General features: G+C 44.4%; 20 protein-coding genes. 17 read left to right on the top strand and 3 right to left on the bottom strand.

From position 1 onward, the window contains the following. Window positions 1-3: 3 nt before the first annotated feature. The 3 genes from C5O23_RS09265 to C5O23_RS09255 all read left to right on the top strand — a co-directional run bounded on the left by C5O23_RS09265 (window position 4) and on the right by C5O23_RS09255 (window position 4,289). Window positions 4-1,500 carry a type II toxin-antitoxin system HipA family toxin gene (locus tag C5O23_RS09265; protein ID WP_107032665.1) on the top strand — a complete coding sequence of 499 codons (1,497 nt, stop codon included), beginning with the start codon at window positions 4-6 and terminating at the stop codon, window positions 1,498-1,500. A 664-nt stretch (window positions 1,501-2,164) separates the two neighbouring features. Beyond that, the gene (locus C5O23_RS09260) at window positions 2,165-3,064 is read left to right on the top strand and encodes a helix-turn-helix domain-containing protein (RefSeq protein ID WP_107032664.1); all 900 of its coding nucleotides are present in this window, start codon (window positions 2,165-2,167) and stop codon (window positions 3,062-3,064) included. A gap of 112 nt (window positions 3,065-3,176) precedes the next feature. Beyond that, complete coding sequence (locus C5O23_RS09255) at window positions 3,177-4,289, top strand: site-specific integrase (protein WP_107032663.1); 1,113 nt, start codon at window positions 3,177-3,179, stop codon at window positions 4,287-4,289. A 71-nt stretch (window positions 4,290-4,360) separates the two neighbouring features. On the opposite strand, the gene C5O23_RS14170 is transcribed toward C5O23_RS09255, so the two are convergent. Next, the gene (locus C5O23_RS14170) at window positions 4,361-4,615 is read right to left on the bottom strand and encodes a toxin-antitoxin system protein (RefSeq protein ID WP_205743441.1); all 255 of its coding nucleotides are present in this window, start codon (window positions 4,613-4,615) and stop codon (window positions 4,361-4,363) included. A 162-nt stretch (window positions 4,616-4,777) separates the two neighbouring features. Here C5O23_RS14170 and C5O23_RS09245 point away from each other — a divergent pair, with 162 nt between their 5' ends. The 11 genes from C5O23_RS09245 (at window position 4,778) to C5O23_RS09195 (ending at window position 14,825) form a co-directional block, all read left to right on the top strand. Next, window positions 4,778-6,031 (top strand): hypothetical protein, encoded by a 1,254-nt coding sequence (locus C5O23_RS09245; protein ID WP_107032662.1) that lies wholly within the window; start codon window positions 4,778-4,780, stop codon window positions 6,029-6,031. Window positions 6,032-6,218: 187 nt separating this feature from the next. After that, window positions 6,219-6,602 (top strand): helix-turn-helix domain-containing protein, encoded by a 384-nt coding sequence (locus C5O23_RS09240; RefSeq protein ID WP_107032661.1) that lies wholly within the window; start codon window positions 6,219-6,221, stop codon window positions 6,600-6,602. A 3-nt stretch (window positions 6,603-6,605) separates the two neighbouring features. Beyond that, window positions 6,606-7,973, top strand: a complete 1,368-nt coding sequence (locus tag C5O23_RS09235) for a DUF3987 domain-containing protein (protein ID WP_107032660.1) — start codon at window positions 6,606-6,608, stop codon at window positions 7,971-7,973. A gap of 89 nt (window positions 7,974-8,062) precedes the next feature. After that, a complete protein-coding gene (locus C5O23_RS09230; protein ID WP_107032659.1) occupies window positions 8,063-9,145 on the top strand; it encodes a DUF6371 domain-containing protein in 1,083 nt (360 codons plus the stop codon). A 95-nt stretch (window positions 9,146-9,240) separates the two neighbouring features. Next, window positions 9,241-9,603, top strand: coding sequence for a DUF3408 domain-containing protein (locus C5O23_RS09225; protein WP_161553586.1), 363 nt, complete (start codon window positions 9,241-9,243; stop codon window positions 9,601-9,603). 299 nt (window positions 9,604-9,902) lie between these two features. Beyond that, the gene (locus C5O23_RS09220) at window positions 9,903-10,289 is read left to right on the top strand and encodes a plasmid mobilization protein (protein WP_107032657.1); all 387 of its coding nucleotides are present in this window, start codon (window positions 9,903-9,905) and stop codon (window positions 10,287-10,289) included. Next, window positions 10,286-11,233: a relaxase/mobilization nuclease domain-containing protein gene (locus C5O23_RS09215; protein ID WP_107032656.1), complete on the top strand. Its 948-nt coding sequence runs from the start codon at window positions 10,286-10,288 to the stop codon at window positions 11,231-11,233. Before C5O23_RS09220 ends, C5O23_RS09215 begins: the two co-directional genes overlap by 4 nt. Further along, window positions 11,233-12,024 carry a hypothetical protein gene (locus tag C5O23_RS09210; RefSeq protein WP_107032655.1) on the top strand — a complete coding sequence of 264 codons (792 nt, stop codon included), beginning with the start codon at window positions 11,233-11,235 and terminating at the stop codon, window positions 12,022-12,024. The genes C5O23_RS09215 and C5O23_RS09210 overlap by 1 nt, the downstream gene beginning before the upstream one ends. 25 nt (window positions 12,025-12,049) lie before the next feature. Then, window positions 12,050-12,469: a hypothetical protein gene (locus C5O23_RS09205; RefSeq protein WP_107032654.1), complete on the top strand. Its 420-nt coding sequence runs from the start codon at window positions 12,050-12,052 to the stop codon at window positions 12,467-12,469. Window positions 12,470-12,483: 14 nt separating this feature from the next. Further along, entirely contained in the window at window positions 12,484-12,885 is a 402-nt protein-coding gene (locus tag C5O23_RS09200; RefSeq protein ID WP_107032653.1) for a hypothetical protein, read from the top strand. Window positions 12,886-13,229: 344 nt separating this feature from the next. Beyond that, a complete protein-coding gene (locus tag C5O23_RS09195; RefSeq protein WP_161553585.1) occupies window positions 13,230-14,825 on the top strand; it encodes a DUF6119 family protein in 1,596 nt (531 codons plus the stop codon). Here C5O23_RS09195 and C5O23_RS14315 read toward each other — a convergent pair. Further along, complete coding sequence (locus tag C5O23_RS14315; RefSeq protein WP_161553584.1) at window positions 14,754-15,515, bottom strand: restriction endonuclease subunit S; 762 nt, start codon at window positions 15,513-15,515, stop codon at window positions 14,754-14,756. The two genes, C5O23_RS09195 and C5O23_RS14315, sit on opposite strands and share 72 nt — an antisense overlap. 55 nt (window positions 15,516-15,570) lie before the next feature. On the opposite strand from C5O23_RS14315, the gene C5O23_RS09185 reads away from it, so the two are divergent. The 3 genes from C5O23_RS09185 (at window position 15,571) to C5O23_RS09175 (ending at window position 18,153) form a co-directional block, all read left to right on the top strand. Further along, window positions 15,571-16,461, top strand: coding sequence for a DUF2971 domain-containing protein (locus C5O23_RS09185; protein ID WP_107032651.1), 891 nt, complete (start codon window positions 15,571-15,573; stop codon window positions 16,459-16,461). A gap of 73 nt (window positions 16,462-16,534) precedes the next feature. Continuing rightward, window positions 16,535-17,527, top strand: a complete 993-nt coding sequence (xerA, locus tag C5O23_RS09180) for a site-specific tyrosine recombinase/integron integrase (RefSeq protein WP_107032650.1) — start codon at window positions 16,535-16,537, stop codon at window positions 17,525-17,527. Window positions 17,528-17,580: 53 nt separating this feature from the next. Continuing rightward, window positions 17,581-18,153 carry a restriction endonuclease subunit S gene (locus C5O23_RS09175; RefSeq protein ID WP_107032649.1) on the top strand — a complete coding sequence of 191 codons (573 nt, stop codon included), beginning with the start codon at window positions 17,581-17,583 and terminating at the stop codon, window positions 18,151-18,153. Here the strand turns inward: C5O23_RS09175 and C5O23_RS09170 are convergent. After that, complete coding sequence (locus tag C5O23_RS09170) at window positions 18,113-19,414, bottom strand: restriction endonuclease subunit S (RefSeq protein WP_107032648.1); 1,302 nt, start codon at window positions 19,412-19,414, stop codon at window positions 18,113-18,115. The genes C5O23_RS09175 and C5O23_RS09170 overlap by 41 nt on opposite strands. Window positions 19,415-19,623: the final 209 nt, after the last annotated feature.

Here is a 19,623-nt window from a genome sequence, read left to right as displayed (position 1 = left end):
GGCATGAAATACTTGAAAGTCAATCTATGGGGACAGGAAATCGGACGGCTCGTGTGGGACTCAGCCACGAGACGTACATATTTTACATATAACCCTAAGCTGAAAGACAGGATTCCTGACATTGCTCCGCTAATTTCTCCTGCGAAGAACCGGAACTTTCTTTTGCCTATATATGGGGATGATCGGCCTATCTACCAGGGGCTTCCTCCGTTTATAGCTGATTCGTTGCCGGATTCCTGGGGTAACACTCTATTTGACAAATGGGCAAAGGACAATAAAATACCACGCAATAAAGTTACGCCACTGTATAAACTGATGTTCATTGGCACACGAGGTATGGGAGCTTTGGAATATGAGCCTTACGCTGCAGACCTTACCCATACTCGCACAATCGACATCAAATCGCTATACGATATTTCTCTCAAAATTCTTGAAGACCGAGACGACATTGTACTGAATGCCAACGAGGAACTGACGCTGCAGGCATTGCTTGCCGTGGGTACGTCAGCCGGAGGTCGCCAGATGAAGGCGATTATCGCCATTGACAAAGCGACCGGAGAAATCCGGTCGGGTCAGACAGATGGACTTGACGGTTATGAATATTATATCTTGAAGTTTGGTGACAAATCCATGCCTATTGCCGAAATTGAAACTGCATATTACAACATGGCAGTTGCAGCCGGAATCGAAATGGAGGAATGTCGGTTATTGCCCATAGACGGCATCAACCATTTTCTCACCAAACGTTTCGATAGGAAAAACGGCCAAAAGGTTCATGTTCAGACTTTGGCTGCCATAAACCCCGAGGCACGAAGCTATGAAGACCTCGTTGCGACCTGTCGCGAACTGTCAATCTCCGAGTCTGAGATTGAGCAGCTCTTCGCACGGATGGTTTTTAATGTCATGGCCAACAATACTGATGACCATAACAAAAACTTCTCATTCCTACTTGAAGAGGATGGGAAATGGCGGATGTCACCGTCATACGATACGACATTTATATTCAACACAAAAGGCACAGGCCCCAATATCGAGCGTAGATTGAGTATTGGAGGAGAAATAAGTGAGATTTCCAAGACAGACCTACTCGATTTTGCAAAACAGCATGATATAAAGAATGCCAACGCAATCATAAACCGTGTAGCAGAGGTAATTTCAAAATTCGGCGAATACGCCGAGCGGTGCCATATCACTCAACCATGGCGTGGTATAATCCAAAAGACACTGAACGACAATCTTATCGCTTTCGGTTATATCTCCAAAGACGATGGTATCGAAAAATCCTTGTGCGATATGCACGGAAGAACTATCACTGATTTTTCGGTATCAGTCAATTCCAAAGGGCATTATGAAGTAGTTGTGATAATTGACGGACAGCGTCATCGACGATTCGTCAGACCCAATATGGACCTCTATACCGACCTGACAAAACAGGACATTTATAATCTTCCAGCCGATGAGAAAATCCGATTGGCTGAAATCCTGTTCCCTCCGAAATAGAGCCTATCGGCTCAAATCCGGCTAAAACATTGGGGAAATCGGCTCAATCTGAAACCATTTTTCATGGATATAGCTTAAAATTTGAGCCGATAAACAGGATAAAACTCTTCTATGGATAAGACTGCGGCAGACACATATCGACAGAGTAAAAATCAGTGGATTTGTACGCGCATCTGTATGCCGCCAAAAGTTAAAGATGCTATATTCCTTTGATAATCGGGATATTATAGTTACCTTTGCGTTGAGTCACTGTTGTCGGTTTGGCAAATGCGGCTTGTAAGGAATTAAATAGCAGACGGTTAACCACTTACAAACGTAGAAAATTCACGTCACTTGTACGGATTAGGTTTGTATCCATCTGTGTATCAATAAATTAACCGCTTCTGCATCGGAAAGTAGCCTATTGGTGACAACTGGTGCCATTTGGTGTAAAATATTGAAAAGTCGCTCGTTATCGGGCGGCTTTTTTCGTCTTCATACCGCAATATAACCGCTTTTCACCCCTTTTTACCTGTGTTTTTGTACCCGATTTGTAGCAAGTCGGTCAATCCCGTCACATCGTGTCGCAAGGTCGTGGACTTTTGAGACACCATGAGACGCTGTGAGACGCGATGAGACACTTTCGGCGAAATAACTGGCGAAATAACCACCAATAAAAGCGAATATGAGCAGTAATATTGAAATCATCAAAAAATGTAAGTGGTGTGGCAAAGAATTTGTCGCACGAAAGACTACCACGGAATACTGTAGCCACAGATGTTCCGGGCTCGCCTATAAGGAGAGAAAACGGCAAGCGAAACTCAGCGAGTTCAAGGCGGAATACTCAACCCAGATTGAAGGTAAGATAGAAATTGAGAAACTTGAGTTCCTTTCCCCCTCTCAGGTATGCCGATTGCTTGGAGTCAGCCGGGCTACTGTATACCGATACTTTGCCGACAACGCTATAGCAACTGTGCAGTTCAAAGGAAAGACACTGGTACGTCGGCAGGACATTGACCAATTATTTGAGAATGGTCATAAGTATCTCAAACGAGAGAAGCCGGCACGAGAACCAATCACCGAGTTCTACACCTCGAAAGAGGTTCAGGAGAAATATGGCGTGTCAAACTCCGGGATGTATAAGATTGCGGAACGTGAGGGCTGGCCGAAGACTCAGAGCCGAGGAAAGACTCTTTGGAGCCGAAGCCATGTTGACCGCTACTTTGCCAATCAGCAGCCGAAAGAGGAAATCAACGAGTGGTACACCGCGGCTGATATTCAAGCCGCCTATGGAATGACGCTATCGGCAATCTATACTCTCGTATCAAAGGAGGGAATCCCGAAAAAAAAGCATGGCAACTATGTGATGTATTCAAAGTATCACTTCGATTTGGCGAAGGGTACGACCGCGCCAAAGGAGCCGGAATATTACACCTATCCAGAGGCAATGGAGAAGTATGGGCTGACACGCGACCAACTCCACCACTATCTGAAATACCACAACATCACTCGTGTGAAGAAAGGAAAATACACTCTCATACTCTGCTCGGAACTTGATTCTCTCCTCGGTTCTCCGGAGATTTAATCTCCAGAGAGACTTTGGAGAAGCCTTGGGACTGCTGGAGAACTCATTGTTCTCTCATGCTTCTCCCGCTACTTTTGTATCTGATTTTCAAACCCTCAAACCCCATAAAGCAATGACAAACACCTGCACCAAAGTGTTCCTCCGTCGTCGCCCGTATGCCGGAGGTAAGGTATCGCTCTATCTAGATTATTATCCCGCGATACGCAATCCCCACACAAACAAGATGACCCGCCGCGAAACTCTCGGCATAGTCATCTTTGCCGAACCAGCCAACGAGATACAACGCCGTTTCAATCAGGAAATGGAGGAGAAAGCCGAGGCCATCCGTTGCATCCGTTATCAGAGCCTCATAAACGAACAGTTCGGATTCCTTGACAAGACTAAACAGAAGATGGACTTTCTTGCCTACTTCGAGAAGAAGGCGAAAAGCAAGTATGACAAATGGATGAGCGTCTATCTCCATTTCAAAAAATTCTGCGGTGGCCGATGCACATTCGGCGATATTACTACGGAACTGTGCGAAGAATTCCGGGAGTATCTTCTCTATGCACATAGTCTGCGCCACCCTGACAAAAAGATGCCATTATCCAACAACTCTGCGTCAGGCTATTGGTCAACATTCCGCTGTCTGCTAAAAATGGCATATAAGGAAAAATATATCACCGAGAACGTCAACGACTTTCTTGAAGGCATCAAATGGCAGGAGGTAAAGAAGGAGTATCTGACGCTCGACGAGATGAAAATCCTTGATGCTACCGAGTGTGAGGTGCCTATCCTCAAACAAGCATCTATGTTCGGGCTGTTTACCGGACTACGACTTAGCGACCTATTGCAGCTCCGATGGGATAATATTGAGCGAAGCCCGGACGGTGGCCACTGCATACGCCTATGTACCGAGAAAACCGAGACAGAAGCGACATTACCGGTAAGTGAAGAGGCTCTGAAATATTGTGGGGAGCGTGGTGAAGGACTTATCTTCAAAGGCTTCCGCCGCTCAATGGCACAACAGCCATTCAAGAAATGGGTAAAGGCAGCCGGAATCGAGAAAAAACTGTCGTTCCATTGTCTTCGTCACTCGTTTGCCACACTCCTTATCTCGTTGGGCATCGACGTATACGTGGTATCAAAGATGTTAACCCATCGTAGCGTAAGAACTACTCAAATTTACGCCGACGTGGTCAGTGAGAAAAAGCGCGAGGCATCCAACGCCATCTCTCTGAAATAATAATAAGATAGACCGGGATGATTGCCTTGTCAGCATTGTCTCGGTCTATAATTATATTGCTATTATAGTGTCTAATCGATTGACTTAAACATAGCCTCTACAGATGATGTATCAATGGGAGGTTTAGTCCTCAATTTTCCACTAATAGCTTCCTCAAGAGCGGCCTTTGTTATCTCATTAGGCTCATTATAAGCAGCTTCAAACAATATGCTCTCAACCAAATTGTCAAGGCTACAATGCTCTTGTTTAGCCATATCTTTAAGACGTTCTATGAGATCTACTCTCAGAGAGAACGTAATTATTTTCTTTTGAGCTGATGTCGCCATTATGTTATTTTTGAGTGCAAAGGTACAACGAATCAAGCATATCTCCAACCAACAATGCTGATTCAATTTTCGGAGAATGAACAATCGAAAGTGTTCCCGTGTTTTAACCTTGTTTGCATAACTCATCATTTTTTAAGGCTATACGATTAAACAATTACGCGAATGAAAGACCTATTCAAAGGCCATCATCCATGGTTGCTTGTGCTGGTGATTGCTGTTGATATTTTTTCAGCACTGACCATCCGCCACTCTATTTTATCAAAAGGAGAATCAGAGTTCAATGCTAACGTTTTCTTTTTAATTGTCATTGTCGCCGGACTTGCACTATATGCTTTGCTCGTCGAATTTCTTTCAGGCAAAGATATGCCGCTAATCGGCGAAACAGAAGAAAAGGAAGCGAAGATTGTACAGCAGATTCCTGTATCGCAACCGGTTATTGACATCAATTCATCCACTCCACAGTCCAAAGAAAGGCCCTTATCTCGTGGTGATTTTGAGGATATGATGCTTAATGTTGTAACTAAATTGCGGCAAGAAACGGCAATCCCGCCGGAAGCATCATTAAAGAAACATGATGAGACCGGAGTCGTATCCTTCAACATAAATGACATGAAGGAATCAGCCGCATCTCTGGTACAGTCGCAGGAAGACGCCAAATATCGGTTTGCCTGCGAATACACCGCCGAGAAACTAGGTCCATATGTCAAACCTTGTGATTTGGAAAAGCTGTTTTTCCGTTTGGGATTGTTTCAAAGAGCATCGTCTCCAAACTGGGATTCACGTACTCCGGAGGAAATCGAGGCTAATATACCGGCTGCAAGAATCGAGGTCGCATCACCGATAGAGAAGTGGGCATTATTGCATTTTGGCTGGAACATGGGAAGACTATTTGGCAAACCTAATAATTTTATTAACCATTTTCTAAAGACCACGTTCCATTACCACCTTGATGGTCTTTCAGATAATCAACTACCAAAGAAGCTCAAGCAAAATCCTCTTCAAGGCGTAATCAAAATTGAGGAACGTTTTGACAAAGGTCTAACAATAGCGGATTATAATATCGAGGAGTATACAACCACTTCCGCAAATACAGAAGCATCAAATATTGAGCCTGCCACTGAAAAGGTCGTTAAGGAAACAATCCCTAAAACGGCTGCTCCCATATCTTATAAACCCAATCCTCCAATCTCTACCGAAGAAAAATCGAAAATTGACGAATCAGAGGAGGCCCAAGAACCAGCAGATGAAGAACGCGACGATTACGATGATCTTAACGACTACGATGAGGATAGAGATATGGATAATGACAACGATGAGCCTATGGATGACGAAGAGTGGGCAGCGTTCGTTCAACGCTCTATGGAACGTGGTAAGGATTCAAGAAGTCTTGACTGTGGCGACCTTATTGCCGGATAAAACTTCAATCTCCTATTGGAGAATCATATATCTCCAGTAGGAGAGGCTTTGGAGACGTTTTGGAGAACGTTTTGAGAGGGATTAGACCTCATTGTTCTCTGTTTTTTCTCCTTATACATTTGCAACCGAAATCTTAGCCCGGACGTGCCGCGTTGGCATGACGGTTTCCTAAGGTTTCGGTTGCATCATGTTCACAACACCCGTGACTTTCGACAGACTGCCCGAAGCGGTTGTCTATCTCATCGAGCGAGTCTCAGCCTTGCAAGATGAGCTACGGGAGCTGCGCAACGCGCTTGCTCCACCATCAAAAGACAGTTCTCCTTTCATCACCACAAAGGAGGCCTGTCAACTACTCGGAGAGTGCAAGAACACTCTCTATGAAAAGGCTCGCGCCGGAATCATACCGGCATACAAGAATCCCGGCGGCAAGTCGTGGAGGTTCATTAAGAGCGAGCTTCTCGAATACATGGCATCCGGCAAGCCCAAATCTCAGCAGGAGAAGTATGATGAAATGGTTGCCGAGATGAACAAAGGTCTGCGCCCAGGCGGACGAAACTTTTTGAGCCGTTAGCCTATGAGCGATAAGATTACTCCTCAGCTCGTGCTCGACAAGGCCATTGACCATTGCACCGCAATCACAGGCGGCGGTTTTCCCATTAGCCTCTATCCCTCCAAAATACAACGTATCATCAGGGAGGTGAACGACTGCTATGGATTTCCTGTCGATTATGTGGCGGCGGCAATGCTGGCGGCGGTATCGGTAGCGATAGGCAACACGCATCTCGCGCGGATGAAAGAAGGCTGGGACGAGAGCGCCATTCTATATATGGCTCTCATCGGAAGACCCGGCGCCAACAAGAGCCATCCGTTGAGTTTTGCAATGCGTCCGTTTGTGGAACACGACTACGAACAGAACCGGATTTACGAGAAACAGTATCTGGAATATCTGGAGCAACTTGAAATGAGCCGGAAGGAACGTGCAGAAAAAGGTATTGAGGTCTGTCCCCGTGAACCTGTCCGCCGCCGTTTTCTTGTGTCTGATATTACTCCGGAAGGTCTGAGCCTCGTTCATTCGCAGAATCGCCGTGGTCTGTGTCTGCTGTCCGATGAACTGTCGGCATGGGTCAAGAACTTCAACCGTTACAACAACGGCTCTGAGGAACAATTCTGGCTGTCGGTGTTCAGCGCAAAGCCCACCATGTCCGACCGCAAAAGCTCGCGCAACTCTATCTTCATCAAGCGTCCGTTTATATCGGTAATCGGCACAATGCAGAAACGCATTCTTTCCGAACTTGCCAAAGGGGAACGCTCCGCCAACGGTTTTATTGACCGCATTCTGTTTGTCCTGCTCCGCCACGAAAAATCTACCCGGTGGTCGATGAAGCAACCGACATTCGATGTGGCCGCAGAATGGCAGTGCATACTCTCCCGACTTATGGAGCTGGAATGCGCAGTTGACCAGAATAACGATATTATGCCTGTCTCCATACCGTTCTCTGATGAAGCCATGAGCCGACTGTTCGAGTGGCAACATAAGCTGTCGGACATCTGCGACTGCGAGCCTAACGAGACCCTTGTCGGTATATACTGCAAACTACAGATCTACGCCATACGATTCTGTCTGATAATTCAGATGGCACGCTGGGCATGCAATGATGCCGGCAAAGATATGATTGACCTCATATCGGTAGAACGTGCTATCAGTCTCGCCGAGTATTTCAAGGAATCCGCAGTAAAGGTACAGACAATCCTGAAGGAGTTGTCGCTCACTGCCCAGCAGTTGGCCATCGTCTCCGCATTGCCCCAAGAATTTGAGACAGGGGGAGGTATCGCCGTAGCTATGGAGAACGGGATGGCAGAACGCACATTTATGGAATTTCTGAAAAATAATCTCGGTAAACTGTTCCAGAAGTCCTCGCATGGCAAATACATCAAACTTTGACACCGTGCATTATCCGCAGTTTCCGCAGTTTCAATCAGCAAACTGCGGAAACTGCAAGAACTGCACCATCTTAATCCCATAATTCGACAATGAGTAATCATAGATTCATTCTCCAGCCCTATAAAGGGGTTGGAAGCCGTCACTGTTGCCCCGCCTGTCACAAGAAACGTTGTTTTAGCCGGTATATTGACACTGAGAAACAAATATCGTTTCCTGATGATGTCGGCAGGTGTGACCACGAACTGAGCTGCGGCTATCATCTTTCGCCGAAGGAATATTTCGAGCGTAATCCACAGGCGAAGCCCTTGCACTGTGATTTCGCAACTCCGTCAGCATGGCGAGCCAAACCGACCGAGCAGCGAAAGCTGACATCCTTTGTTGCGACAGAGACTGTTTCACAGACTCTGCACGGATATGAGAAGAACAATCTCTATCTGTTCCTCCGCTCCAAGTTTGGAGCCGAGGACGCGCTCCGTCTGATGAAGGATTACCGAGTAGGCACATCGAAGCACTGGCCGGGGTCATGCGTGTTCTGGCAGACCGATGCCAATGGAGACACCTGCACAGGAAAGGTCATGCTCTACAATGCCGAAAACGGCAAGCGTATCAAAGAGCCATTCAATCATGTGACATGGGTTCACTCGCTGTTAAAGATGCCCGACTTCAATCTGCGTCAGTGCTTTTTCGGCGAACACCTCTTGCCGATGAACCGAGGCAAACCGGTTGCCATTGTCGAGAGCGAGAAGACCGCTCTTGTAGCGGCATATTACCTGCCGGAATATGTGTGGCTGGCAACAGGTGGTAAAAACGGATGCATCAATGCCGACGCACTTCGTGTTCTCCGTGGCTGTCAGGTTATCCTGTATCCCGACATTGGCGCGACCGACCAGTGGCGGCAGAAACTGAGTTTGTTACGCAGTCTCGGCATCGAAGCAATCCTATTCAACTTCCTTGAAGAAGTTGCCACCGATGACGAGCGAACAGCAGGACTTGACATAGCGGATTATCTGCTGCAAATCGAGCCCAACCAAGCAATACTGCAAGCCATGATACGCCGTAACCCGATTTTACAGACGCTCATCGATGAACTACAACTTACTCTCGTATCAGTTGAACGGTATAACCCGGATACTGACACTATTCACAAACCCTCAAAAACCGAAAAACAATGACAGCGAAGAAAACTCCGTCAACAACCGCATCCAAGTCAACTCAGTTGACTGATGTACCCCAAACAATAGTATCAACCTTTAATCCTGATAACTCTATGAAATCAGATAACTCAATCAACTCCACCAATGCAGTAAACAGCGACAAAGCTGCCAACACGGATAATCTGTTTGACAACGAGCAGACGGCAACCAACACTACCGAGCAGCCGAGACAACAGCGCGTCGGCAAGCAGCAGCGCAAATCGGATTACGCTGATTTCAAGGCTACCTATCTCACTCCGTCCAAGCTGATGAAGCGTCACCCGGTCAACATCGAGGACAGCGTATGGGAGAAGCTCGAACGCATCGCCCGTATCCTCGGCGACCGAGACACCACCGTCGGCAGTTACATCAACGCCGTCCTCTTGGAGCATCTCAATCTCTATGCCAACGACATCGAAATCTGGCGTAAGCTATGAAGAATTTAGTCCCGACATCACATAGGTCGAATGTCCGTTTCACCCTTAGACCGTCAGGTAGTTCGGTCTTTCGACCTAAGGTACTTTGGTACTTCGGTACCTCATTCAGTACCATATAACGTAAGTATTAACCCGACCGCAGGGAGCGGTTATCGTCAGCGCACAACTAAGAAACGACAGTGGATTAGTTGGGGATGCAAGGGTATGTTTCGGGAGGTAAATAATTACCACACCGAAACCCCTCGCATCCCCGCCGGGACGCTCTCTGTTCCCTGCGGTCACCATCCCCAACAAGCAACATGAGGAAGTACAATTCTGACGCACCCGGCGTAAAACTCCGTGGGCGTCCAAAGAAAGAATCGAGTGATAAGCGCGACCGGAAAGTCTCCGTGAATTTCACGGAGGACGAGGAACGCGAGGTGAAAGCAAAGGCATCAGCAGCCGGCATCAGCATTACCGAGTTGCTCCGCATCAGTGCTTTCAGACTCTCGATTGTTGAACGTCTCACCGACTTCGAGCGTGAGGCGATACGCGAACTAATGTATCAAGGAAAGAATCTCAATGACCAAGTCAGGGCTTGTCAGGCTAACGCATGGCCCTCGACAAAGCGCAAAGCCGAGGCTTGTCTCGATGGGATTTTAGCGATTCTTGGTAAGTTGAAAACTCAAAATTCTACATTATTATGATAGCAAAAATACTCGCAAAAGGCTTCGCCTCCGACATTGTAGGCTATGTTATGCGAGAGTTCCATGACAAGGAAAAGTACACCGCCGACACTTGGCGAGTGATAGATTCCGACGGGATTCTCGGCAACGACTACCGACGAATTGTGGACAGTTTCGACATCGGCACAAGCCTAAACAGGAAAATCAGCAAACCCATCGGACACATTTCGGTGAGTTTCGACAAGGCTGATTTGCCACGTCTGACCGATGATTTCATGGTACTTCTGGCAAAAGAATATATGGAACGAATGGGTATCAAGGACACACAATATTTAGTTGTGCGCCACCTCGAAACCGACAGCCCACACTTCCATATCGTGTATAACCGCGTGAATCTTCATGGCAAGGCCATTGACGAAAGCAACAATTTCGACAAGAGCCATAAGGCGACCAAGGCCATAAAACTAAAATATGGGCTTACTTTTTCGCCGAAAAAGAAGCTGTATGAAGATGCAATCGCCGAGATGAAGCCCAGGATTCAGGCGGCGATGTACCGCTGCAAATCGTGGGACGAGTTCAAGCGTCGCCTTGCTCCGGCAGGAATAACCGTTCAGTTTTACAACGACCGAGACACCGGCAAGCCGCAGGGCATACGGTTCTCAGACGGAGAATTTACCTTCAACGGCTCGAAGATTGACCGTGCGTTCTCATACGGTCGTCTTGACAAATTCTTTGCCAAGAACGCCGGAATCAGAGAAGCGCAGCCACAGCAACCGACTCCGATTTCAGTCACCGCAAAGATCAAGGAGTCCCCGATTGCGAATGTGGTCGAGAATGTAATCGAAACTGGATGTCAGGCTCTGGGCGGGCTGTTCCAAGTCGGGCCTGGCTATAATCCCGATGAAGCGGAGTTTGAACGCAGAATGAAAAGAAAACCCAAAAAGAAGAAAGGAATATCACAGTAATGGCAGATATGTATTCCATCGTCAAGAAACAAGATGAGAAGATTGACGATATTCTCAAAATCACGAAAGAGAATAAGGATATGCTTGTGGGGATTGATACCCGATTGGCATCAGCTCCAGCTCCGACGCAATCGGCAACGTCCGACACCTCTGCGCCTCAGAAGATTCAGGTTGAGTTGCCCAGTAATGTCGCCACCAATGAGTCTGTAAAAACCGTTGTTGAAGCGGCCCTCAAGCAGCAGAAAATCGATGTTGGCAAAACACTCGATTTCTCTGGTATGTCAAAAGACATAGCTTCCGCCTTTGCCGAACTGTTCAAGGATGGACTTGACAAGAACGTTACAAAGGCTCTTCATGCCGGTGTACGCAATGAGTTCACAAGTCAGATAAATGGACTTAATGAATCTGCAAAGAGACTTGCAGACCGAATGTATAGCATCGTCAACGGTGCTGTATGGGCGGCAATACCCAAGTGGGCGTATGCCGCAGTCATAGCCATTCTCGGCATTGCCGTCGGGCTTGGTATCTGGTGCTACAATCTCAATCAGGAGAACGCCCATCTTCAGAAAGTCGAATGGCTCTACCGCTTCGAGCGAGTCAGCTATGACGCTGACGGCATCCGTAACATGATGCTCCGAGAAGAAGCCATGATGGTCGGCGACAAGCAGGAACAGGATAGCATCAAGACTATGACAATCCAGCTTGAACGCCGCAAACACGCCGAGCGTACCCACGTCTATTTCCGGCCCTCTGACTCATGGACACCGGAATCAGGCAATCTACTTTGGTAATTTTCAAATTTCAAATTCAGAACAAATGAAAGCAAATTGCATCAACCCAATCTCGGCAGGTGCTCAAATGAGCATAAAGGCCTTCTACTATGATTTTTGTGAATTTATGGTAGAGAACTATTCTGCAACTCCCGACGAGCTCACACTCGACTGGAACTGTGTCGGCGCCACCGCCCGTTACCACGGACAGAACCGTGCTTTTGAGGTCCGTCTCTGGGAACGCTCTGACGGTTATCTTGGGATTCCCAACATGACCGTTATCATCCATGTCTTCCACATCTCCGGACTGATTCCTGATGCGGAATCGGAAGCAGTGGCCGTATCGCTCTGGTTACGCGATACAGCTAAAGCCAACGGCTTTCGTCATATCGCCAATCCCGATGAACGACCCGAAGCCGCCGACAATCAGGTGCCCGAATGCAAAATCGCATGTTTAACCCTTTAACGCCCTATACGCCAATGAAAGAACTGAAGTTTTCAACCCGCAACGCCATCTTGGATATTTACCTTAACGTGCGTGCCTATATCGCCGATGTATTCGGCGGCAACCACGATGACGTAACCCTTGACTGGAACGCAGTCGGAGCCTGTATCCACTACTTCGACAACCGCTGCAACATCCAGTTCCGTCTGTGGGAACACTCTGACGGTCACCTCGGAATCCCTGACATGACCCTTATCATCATCAACATCAGCTTCCGAGGCTCAGCCGATACCATCCACTCTGAGATGACAGCCTTCGTCCACTGGCTCCAGCAGACCTCCAAAATCAACGGCTTCCGCCATTTCGCCGACGAAAACCACGGTCCCCTCGCCACCGATCAAGTCCTCGGCTGCCGCATCGCCTGCTACCGCCTCTGATACCACTCCGCTAAAGCCCCTATAATCCCATCCCCGGCACCCCGACAAGACTAACCCTCTTGCCAGGGTGTCTTTTTGTTCTTATTACCTTTTATACTAAGCAATAGCCAATTTAATTTTCTGCAATGTTAGATATTGGAGAAGATATCAACTATGAAAGTATACTTCGGCTAATTTTGATTACGAAATAATGAAGGACTATAGTGCTCCCTCTCAAGCTAGGCATAATGGTTCGTTCAAGAGGGATACATCAAACTGACAAATTGACATCTATACCATATTTGGCACGCTATTTGCTTAGTTCAAAGCATGTTCTAACCCCTTTTCTTATTCATACTTCAATCATGGCAAAAAGCAGAAATTTTTCAGTCTATCTTTTGAAGCGAGAATTCAATGCTGATAACGCATTGAAGGACGAAATCAACCTTACACGCCTTACAGAAAATGATACAAAAATTCCTGAAGGCGGAGTGATGTACGTTGGGCAAAGTCCAATTAAACAACCATGGTGGAAAGAATATTGGGGGATTAACCAAGAACTTAAACAGTCATCAGCTAGCGCTATAGTTTTTCTGCCCGTTAATGACCGCTGGTTTGCTATAACTTTCGGCGCAAGTTATCATAACCTCAAGGAAAAAGCCTATGAATATGACTTCGGTATAAGAACGACATTAAATAGCTTGGATCCTGAAAAAATCAAATCCACAGATTTACTTATACCCGAGACGGCGAAGAGGCAACGGATTCAAATTCCGAACGCGTCAAACTTAACGTATTTTGATTTCAATAAAGATGAGTCCATAGTTAAGAGGTTAACAGGTGCGGTAAAAGATGAGTACGCCGATTTAATTCGTAATGCTACTGGTTCGAGTAATCTTCGTTTTGCTACAGTATGCGAACCTGATGAACTTATTGACTTGTGTTCGCGTCTTCTTGAAATTTACTCCCGAACAGACTACGAAGAATCTTTCCCCGATCTACAGAATATTACACCAATTAAAGATCCGGATTTAATAGCCTCACTTGAAACAAAGCTTCTTGAAGAGTATCGGGATTGTACTCCCAATCTGACGTTAGCAATCCCTGAAATCGTTGACTATACAACTAATTACAAATTTAAGTATCGTGGAGCATCACGTATGTCAGAAGAATACGATGATGTTTTTATTGGGAACTATCGAAATTACCTCACTGAGCGAGGCGTTGAAGTAAATGACGTGTCATTATTCAATAAACACACATTGAATGTGTTTGATGAAAATGGCCAACTCTTACGGTCATATTCAATATATAAATCTCTATTATTCGATTGTACTCTAAATGGGAAAACTTATCACCTCTGTGAAGGTTCATGGTATGAGATTAGTTCTGACTTTATGGCCAAACTTAAAGCAGAATTGGATCCAGTTTTTATTGACCATCATGATGTCCTGTGCGAATGTAATAAGAAGTTAGAAGGAGATTATAACATAGAAGCCTCAAATTTAGCTTCAGCAGAACTAGAAGTTTGCTGTTTAGATAAAACATCCATAGCACCACAGGGGCAGAAAGATGTGGAACCATGTGATTTAATCGCGTTGAATGGGGAAAATGCAGAATTGATGCATAATAAAATATCTACTCGTTCTTCTATGCTAAGCCACTTATTTAATCAAGGCGTGAACTCTGTAATCCTACTAATGCAAAACAACGAGTCGAAAGTAAAGCTCAACGACTTAGTTGAAAGTGAAAATTTGAGAGAACGTATTAATCGAGACAACTTTCACGTCACATATGGAATTATTTCAAATAAACGACGAGATATGAAGTCAGATGCCCTGCCCATTTTCTCCCGCATAAGTCTTTTGCGCTGTGTAAGGAATCTAAAGTTAATGAGAGTACCTGTTTCTGTATATCTCATCAAAGATAATGTAGATCGAAAGCATCTGAATGACGACTAATTGAACGCATTTGATTGCGGTTTTGGAGGAATATAAATCGCAATTTACCGCTGTCGGCATGACCGACACCTGACCATTCATCAGCAACGGAAGTAATTCGTCACGTTGTATAGTTAAAACCTTTATTTCAGCTTCATTGCGCTTTATCTGTACAAGCCACGGCGATATATTTTCATCAAATAATTTGATAATGTCATTTGTCGGTTTAATAAAAGGCATCGCATAATATGATATGGATGTCATGCTCGGCACACCAGTTCCCGAATCATAACGAGTAATGTCTACATATCGTAATGAATAAAATATAAACTTTGCTGCGCCTTTTAGTTTCTCTTTAGTATAAAACATTGTGTCAACAGTCCAAAAAGACTCATTGACATACATAAAATTTGATAGACTTCCTTTACGTGGTAACAATACTGATTCTCCAGAGAATAGGAAATCGTTTACATAGCGCATGAGTCCGCCAGATCCATATACAGGATAAATTCCAGTCTTTAAATCCTTGTGGTCTCTGCCATTTCCTATAACAAGGAAATCTTTCATCAAAGCAGCACCCCATTTCTCAGGAATTGCTCGTTTTAACTTCTCATTCCATACCATATTGCCACCGGAAGACTTGTATGGCCGTCCGTTTTCGTCCGGGAAGTCAAACTGAACGAACCAGTAGTCGTAGAGCTGACGGGCCATCGCCTCTAAATTGCGATTTATTTGGCTATCAGCAGAAATTTTACTAACTTTGGGTATGATATACTATCATTATACAACGCTGAAGGCTTTTTCAGGTATTCTTCAAGAGAATCCGACTAAGGACAAAGAGATTTGCTTTTGGGCTACTCGTTATGACTGTTTTAGAGATAAGACAGAATATAAACATGGTATCGCAAAAATATATCCCGCTCTTGACAATTTTGAAGTTCAGTCAAGCATTCAAGATGATAGAAAAATTGCTCCATTTTTCGATCCAACAGATGTTGAACGAGCATTAGGATTGCCAGTACCATATGTCATTTCGATTTCGGCTCGCAAAGACAACGAATATATGTGGAAACATTATGCGGATAACAGCCATGGTGTTGTAATGGAGCTTGGGTTTAATAATCCCCAAGGAACTTATGATGCAGCAATGTTTTCAATTGAATCATGTATATATGATTCTAAAATAACCAATGAAGAGCTATATCAACTTGTTAAGGATAAATATTTTGAGATGGCCGGTATAATGCTGAAAAGCAACAAAGAACTCGCTATCACTCTTTTGAGAGATAATCCTTCAGTATTCGTTCGGTTTATTGCCATGTATCTTTTGGCATTCGTCGCTCCACGATTCAAGAAAGATGAATTTATAGAAGAAGAGGAGACCCGAATTATTATTTCTTCTCCCAAGAAAGAATATAACAATCTATTGGACAATGCGCAGTGTCCGGCTGTAATCGAAAATATCGTAACTGAGGTAAAGAAATTTGTTGATTGTGAAAAACAGCGACCGGATAACAAAAATTTCTTCCGTGAAATCTTTATGCCCATCTCTGTGTTAAAGCGGATATATGTCAAAGGAGACAAACAAAAGCACGAGGTAGAAGACATTTTAAGAAAAAGAGGATTGAGTCATATCCCGATAGAAGTAATGGCTTAGAGTTAGAATTCTGTGACGTTAGACTCTATATAGAGTTTTTTGAGTATAATAGTTTGTTAAAAACTTAAATAAGATGAAAGGCAAACTATTGGATAATACTATCGCTAAGATGAGCGATAGTTTGACACCTGCGCAGTTGTATGAGCTGCGCAGGACGCTTGAACAGGAGTTGAGCGGCTATGAGATTGTGGTGGCTCCTTGTCAGAAGGAGCGCACTAAACAGGCTAATGAGGAACTGCTCGGCAGCTTTATCTCAGCCAAAAGAATCGAAGGCTGCTCGGAGAAAACGTTGAATTACTATCAGAATACAATCAGTGCTTGGCTGGTGACTATCAACATGGAGCTTAGGGAAGTTACTACTAACGACATACGTCGTTATCTTTCGGAATTTCAGGCTAAAAACAATTCGAGCAAAACAACGATTGATAATATCCGTCGTATTTTCTCCAGTTTCTTCTCATGGCTTGAAGATGAGGATTATATAGTAAAAAGCCCCGTAAGACGCATCCATAAAGTGCGGTCGGAAATTACAGTAAAGGAAACAATCAGCGATGAGCAGTTAGAGACACTCCGCGACTCATGCACTGAACTTCGCGACTTGGCGATGATAGATTTTCTTGTCTCAACCGGAGTGCGTGTCGGCGAGTTGGTCAATATCAATATCTCCGACATCAATTTCAATGAGCGTCAATGCGTTGTCCTCGGCAAAGGTAATAAGGAGCGAACGGTTTATTTCAACGCCCGTGCCAAGGTGCATCTGCAAAACTATCTTGCCACTCGCACTGATTCCGATGCCGCCCTTTTCGTCTCGTTGTCTCGTCCGAACAATAGACTGACTATAAGCGGGGTGGAGAATCGTCTCAGAGAATTAGGCAAAATGGCAAAGGTCGGCAGATTACATCCTCATAAGTTTCGTCGCACACTGGCGACAATGGCAATCGACAAGGGTATGCCAATAGAGCAGGTGCAACGGCTTCTCGGTCATTGCAAGATTGACACGACGCTTCATTATGCTATGGTCAATCAGAACAACGTTAAAATCGCCCATCGCAAGTTCCTCGGATAACCCGAATATCAGCGATTTTCATTAACTTTGCAGTCTAAAAACGCCTGCAAAGAATGAAACTCAAAGACATAATTGAAAAGACAATTTCCGGAGACTGGGGAAATGAGCAATATTTAGATGAAACGCCCTGTGCCATATGTTGTGTACGGGGTGCTGATATTGTGCCTATTGAGAATAGTAATTTTGACGGCATTCCCAAACGATATGTGTCCGAGAAATCATTGAAATCACGCGCATTAGAAGTCGGAGATATTGTTATTGAGAAATCTGGAGGTAGTCCCACACAATCCACTGGAAGAGTTTCTTATATATCTGAAGCTTTGATCAAGTGCAAATCACATGTACTTTGTTCAAACTTTTGTTGTGCCATTCGAATAAAAAAGGTATGGAACCCTAAATTCGTATACTATTTTTGGAAATACACATATAGTGTGGGTGTTTTCTTCAACTTTGAAGGCAAAACATCCGGGTTGAAGAATCTGCAACTGGACAACGCTCTAAATTCGATAGAGATTCCAGACTTCCCGAAAACTATGCAGGATAGTATTGTGGAAACCCTATCGAAAATAGAAACCAAAATTGCTCTTAATCGTGAGATAAATCGCAATTTACCGCTGTCGGCATGACCGATACCTGTCCGTTCATCAGAAGTAGGAGCAATTCGTCGCGTTGCTTCACGAGCAAATTGATTTCACTTACGTTAGAATCAATAATACTATAAATATTTGACACTCTATCAAAGAATAATTTTTGAATATCTTTTGGCGCAAAATACCACTTATTGGCAAGGAACGTCTCAGTCATAAAGTTTTTTATGCCACTCGTCTTACCTTCAAAATTAAACATAATATTGTTGTCGTACAGAGTCTTCCATAAGAAATAGAAATACGCGGAGTCTTCAATATTTTTCAATCGGAAAGCATGACAGAAGTTTGAACACGTCATCCTGCCATAGTTTCTCTCAATGACTCCGGGAGTAATATAGGCACATCTTCCCGTTGCTTGAACAGGGCTACCACCTGATACTTCTATAACAATATCGTACGGGGTTAGAAGTTTATGAGTATTCGATTTCTTGACGTACCTTAGTGGAACATCGTTCAGTTTAACAATATCAGCACCTCTGACGCATCCTACTGGAACTCTATTTTCGGAGGGCTCATCATAGCCCCAATCGCCTGTATTATTGGATTCAATATAATAATCCAAGCGTTTGACATCCCAATCTAATGGAATATTAATACCTAAAGATTCATTGAATACCATCCTGCCACCGGAAGCCTTGTAGGGCCGTCCATTCTCGTCGGGGAAGTCGAACTGCACGAACCAATAGTCGTAAAGCTGACGTGCCATAGCTTCTAAATTGCGATTTATCTCACGATTAAGTGCAATCTTTCGATCTATCACTGAAAGGCACTGTGCTATTACTTCCTGCTCCGATAATTTGGGTAGCGAAATCTCTATCTGAGAAAATTGAGACTTGTTTATTATTGGTACAGATGTGGAGGATGCACTCAATTCCTTGAAATATTTTTCCAGTGATGTAAGATAATAGTAGAGATATTCGGAATTAAATTCACTATGAGGAATTATTGCATTAAACTGCTGATTTGTTACTGTTTCCACTTTTGTTAGAATTACACGCCCTAAATCAGAACCAATACAGCTAACACATACTGATCGTGGTGGCAGTAAGCATTTTTTTACACTCCTTACACCGAGATTAGATAACATTTTGGCTGTCGATTCAACATAAACAGTTGAAAGGTCGTCAGATGGTGTCAAAAAAGGAATCTCTCCTCCATAATTATTTGAATTATTTGTTGGAGGGGTTTTGCCTGTAATTATTTTGCCAACATCGCCAAGTTTATATTTCTTTAGATCCATTTATCGTGTTGCCTTGTTTATATAATCTTGAATAAGAGTAATATTAATCTCTACTTCTTTACGTTTTGCCAATAGTCGATTAAGAGCTTGTTTAAAAACAAATGTGAATAATAAATAAGCATCAGTCAATATTTCAGGCATTTATGCTTTGGTGATTGTTTAAATAAATGAATAACCAGAAACAAAACCAAAGAATTATGTATCTGACA

Source organism: Duncaniella muris (assembly GCF_003024805.1).
GTDB lineage: Bacteria > Bacteroidota > Bacteroidia > Bacteroidales > Muribaculaceae > Duncaniella > Duncaniella muris.
The sequence above is the reverse complement of the archived record's forward strand: the minus strand, read 5'-3'. Positions and strand labels throughout refer to the sequence as shown.

Coding starts and splice junctions, on each gene's coding strand:
- C5O23_RS09265 (WP_107032665.1), top strand. CDS start 4: ATGAAATACTTGAAAGTCAATCTATGGGGACAGGAAATCGGACGGCTC.
- C5O23_RS09260 (WP_107032664.1), top strand. CDS start 2,165: ATGAGCAGTAATATTGAAATCATCAAAAAATGTAAGTGGTGTGGCAAA.
- C5O23_RS09255 (WP_107032663.1), top strand. CDS start 3,177: ATGACAAACACCTGCACCAAAGTGTTCCTCCGTCGTCGCCCGTATGCC.
- C5O23_RS14170 (WP_205743441.1), bottom strand. CDS start 4,615: ATGGCGACATCAGCTCAAAAGAAAATAATTACGTTCTCTCTGAGAGTA.
- C5O23_RS09245 (WP_107032662.1), top strand. CDS start 4,778: ATGAAAGACCTATTCAAAGGCCATCATCCATGGTTGCTTGTGCTGGTG.
- C5O23_RS09240 (WP_107032661.1), top strand. CDS start 6,219: ATGTTCACAACACCCGTGACTTTCGACAGACTGCCCGAAGCGGTTGTC.
- C5O23_RS09235 (WP_107032660.1), top strand. CDS start 6,606: ATGAGCGATAAGATTACTCCTCAGCTCGTGCTCGACAAGGCCATTGAC.
- C5O23_RS09230 (WP_107032659.1), top strand. CDS start 8,063: ATGAGTAATCATAGATTCATTCTCCAGCCCTATAAAGGGGTTGGAAGC.
- C5O23_RS09225 (WP_161553586.1), top strand. CDS start 9,241: ATGAAATCAGATAACTCAATCAACTCCACCAATGCAGTAAACAGCGAC.
- C5O23_RS09220 (WP_107032657.1), top strand. CDS start 9,903: ATGAGGAAGTACAATTCTGACGCACCCGGCGTAAAACTCCGTGGGCGT.
- C5O23_RS09215 (WP_107032656.1), top strand. CDS start 10,286: ATGATAGCAAAAATACTCGCAAAAGGCTTCGCCTCCGACATTGTAGGC.
- C5O23_RS09210 (WP_107032655.1), top strand. CDS start 11,233: ATGGCAGATATGTATTCCATCGTCAAGAAACAAGATGAGAAGATTGAC.
- C5O23_RS09205 (WP_107032654.1), top strand. CDS start 12,050: ATGAAAGCAAATTGCATCAACCCAATCTCGGCAGGTGCTCAAATGAGC.
- C5O23_RS09200 (WP_107032653.1), top strand. CDS start 12,484: ATGAAAGAACTGAAGTTTTCAACCCGCAACGCCATCTTGGATATTTAC.
- C5O23_RS09195 (WP_161553585.1), top strand. CDS start 13,230: ATGGCAAAAAGCAGAAATTTTTCAGTCTATCTTTTGAAGCGAGAATTC.
- C5O23_RS14315 (WP_161553584.1), bottom strand. CDS start 15,515: ATGGCCCGTCAGCTCTACGACTACTGGTTCGTTCAGTTTGACTTCCCG.
- C5O23_RS09185 (WP_107032651.1), top strand. CDS start 15,571: ATGATATACTATCATTATACAACGCTGAAGGCTTTTTCAGGTATTCTT.
- xerA (WP_107032650.1), top strand. CDS start 16,535: ATGAAAGGCAAACTATTGGATAATACTATCGCTAAGATGAGCGATAGT.
- C5O23_RS09175 (WP_107032649.1), top strand. CDS start 17,581: ATGAAACTCAAAGACATAATTGAAAAGACAATTTCCGGAGACTGGGGA.
- C5O23_RS09170 (WP_107032648.1), bottom strand. CDS start 19,414: ATGGATCTAAAGAAATATAAACTTGGCGATGTTGGCAAAATAATTACA.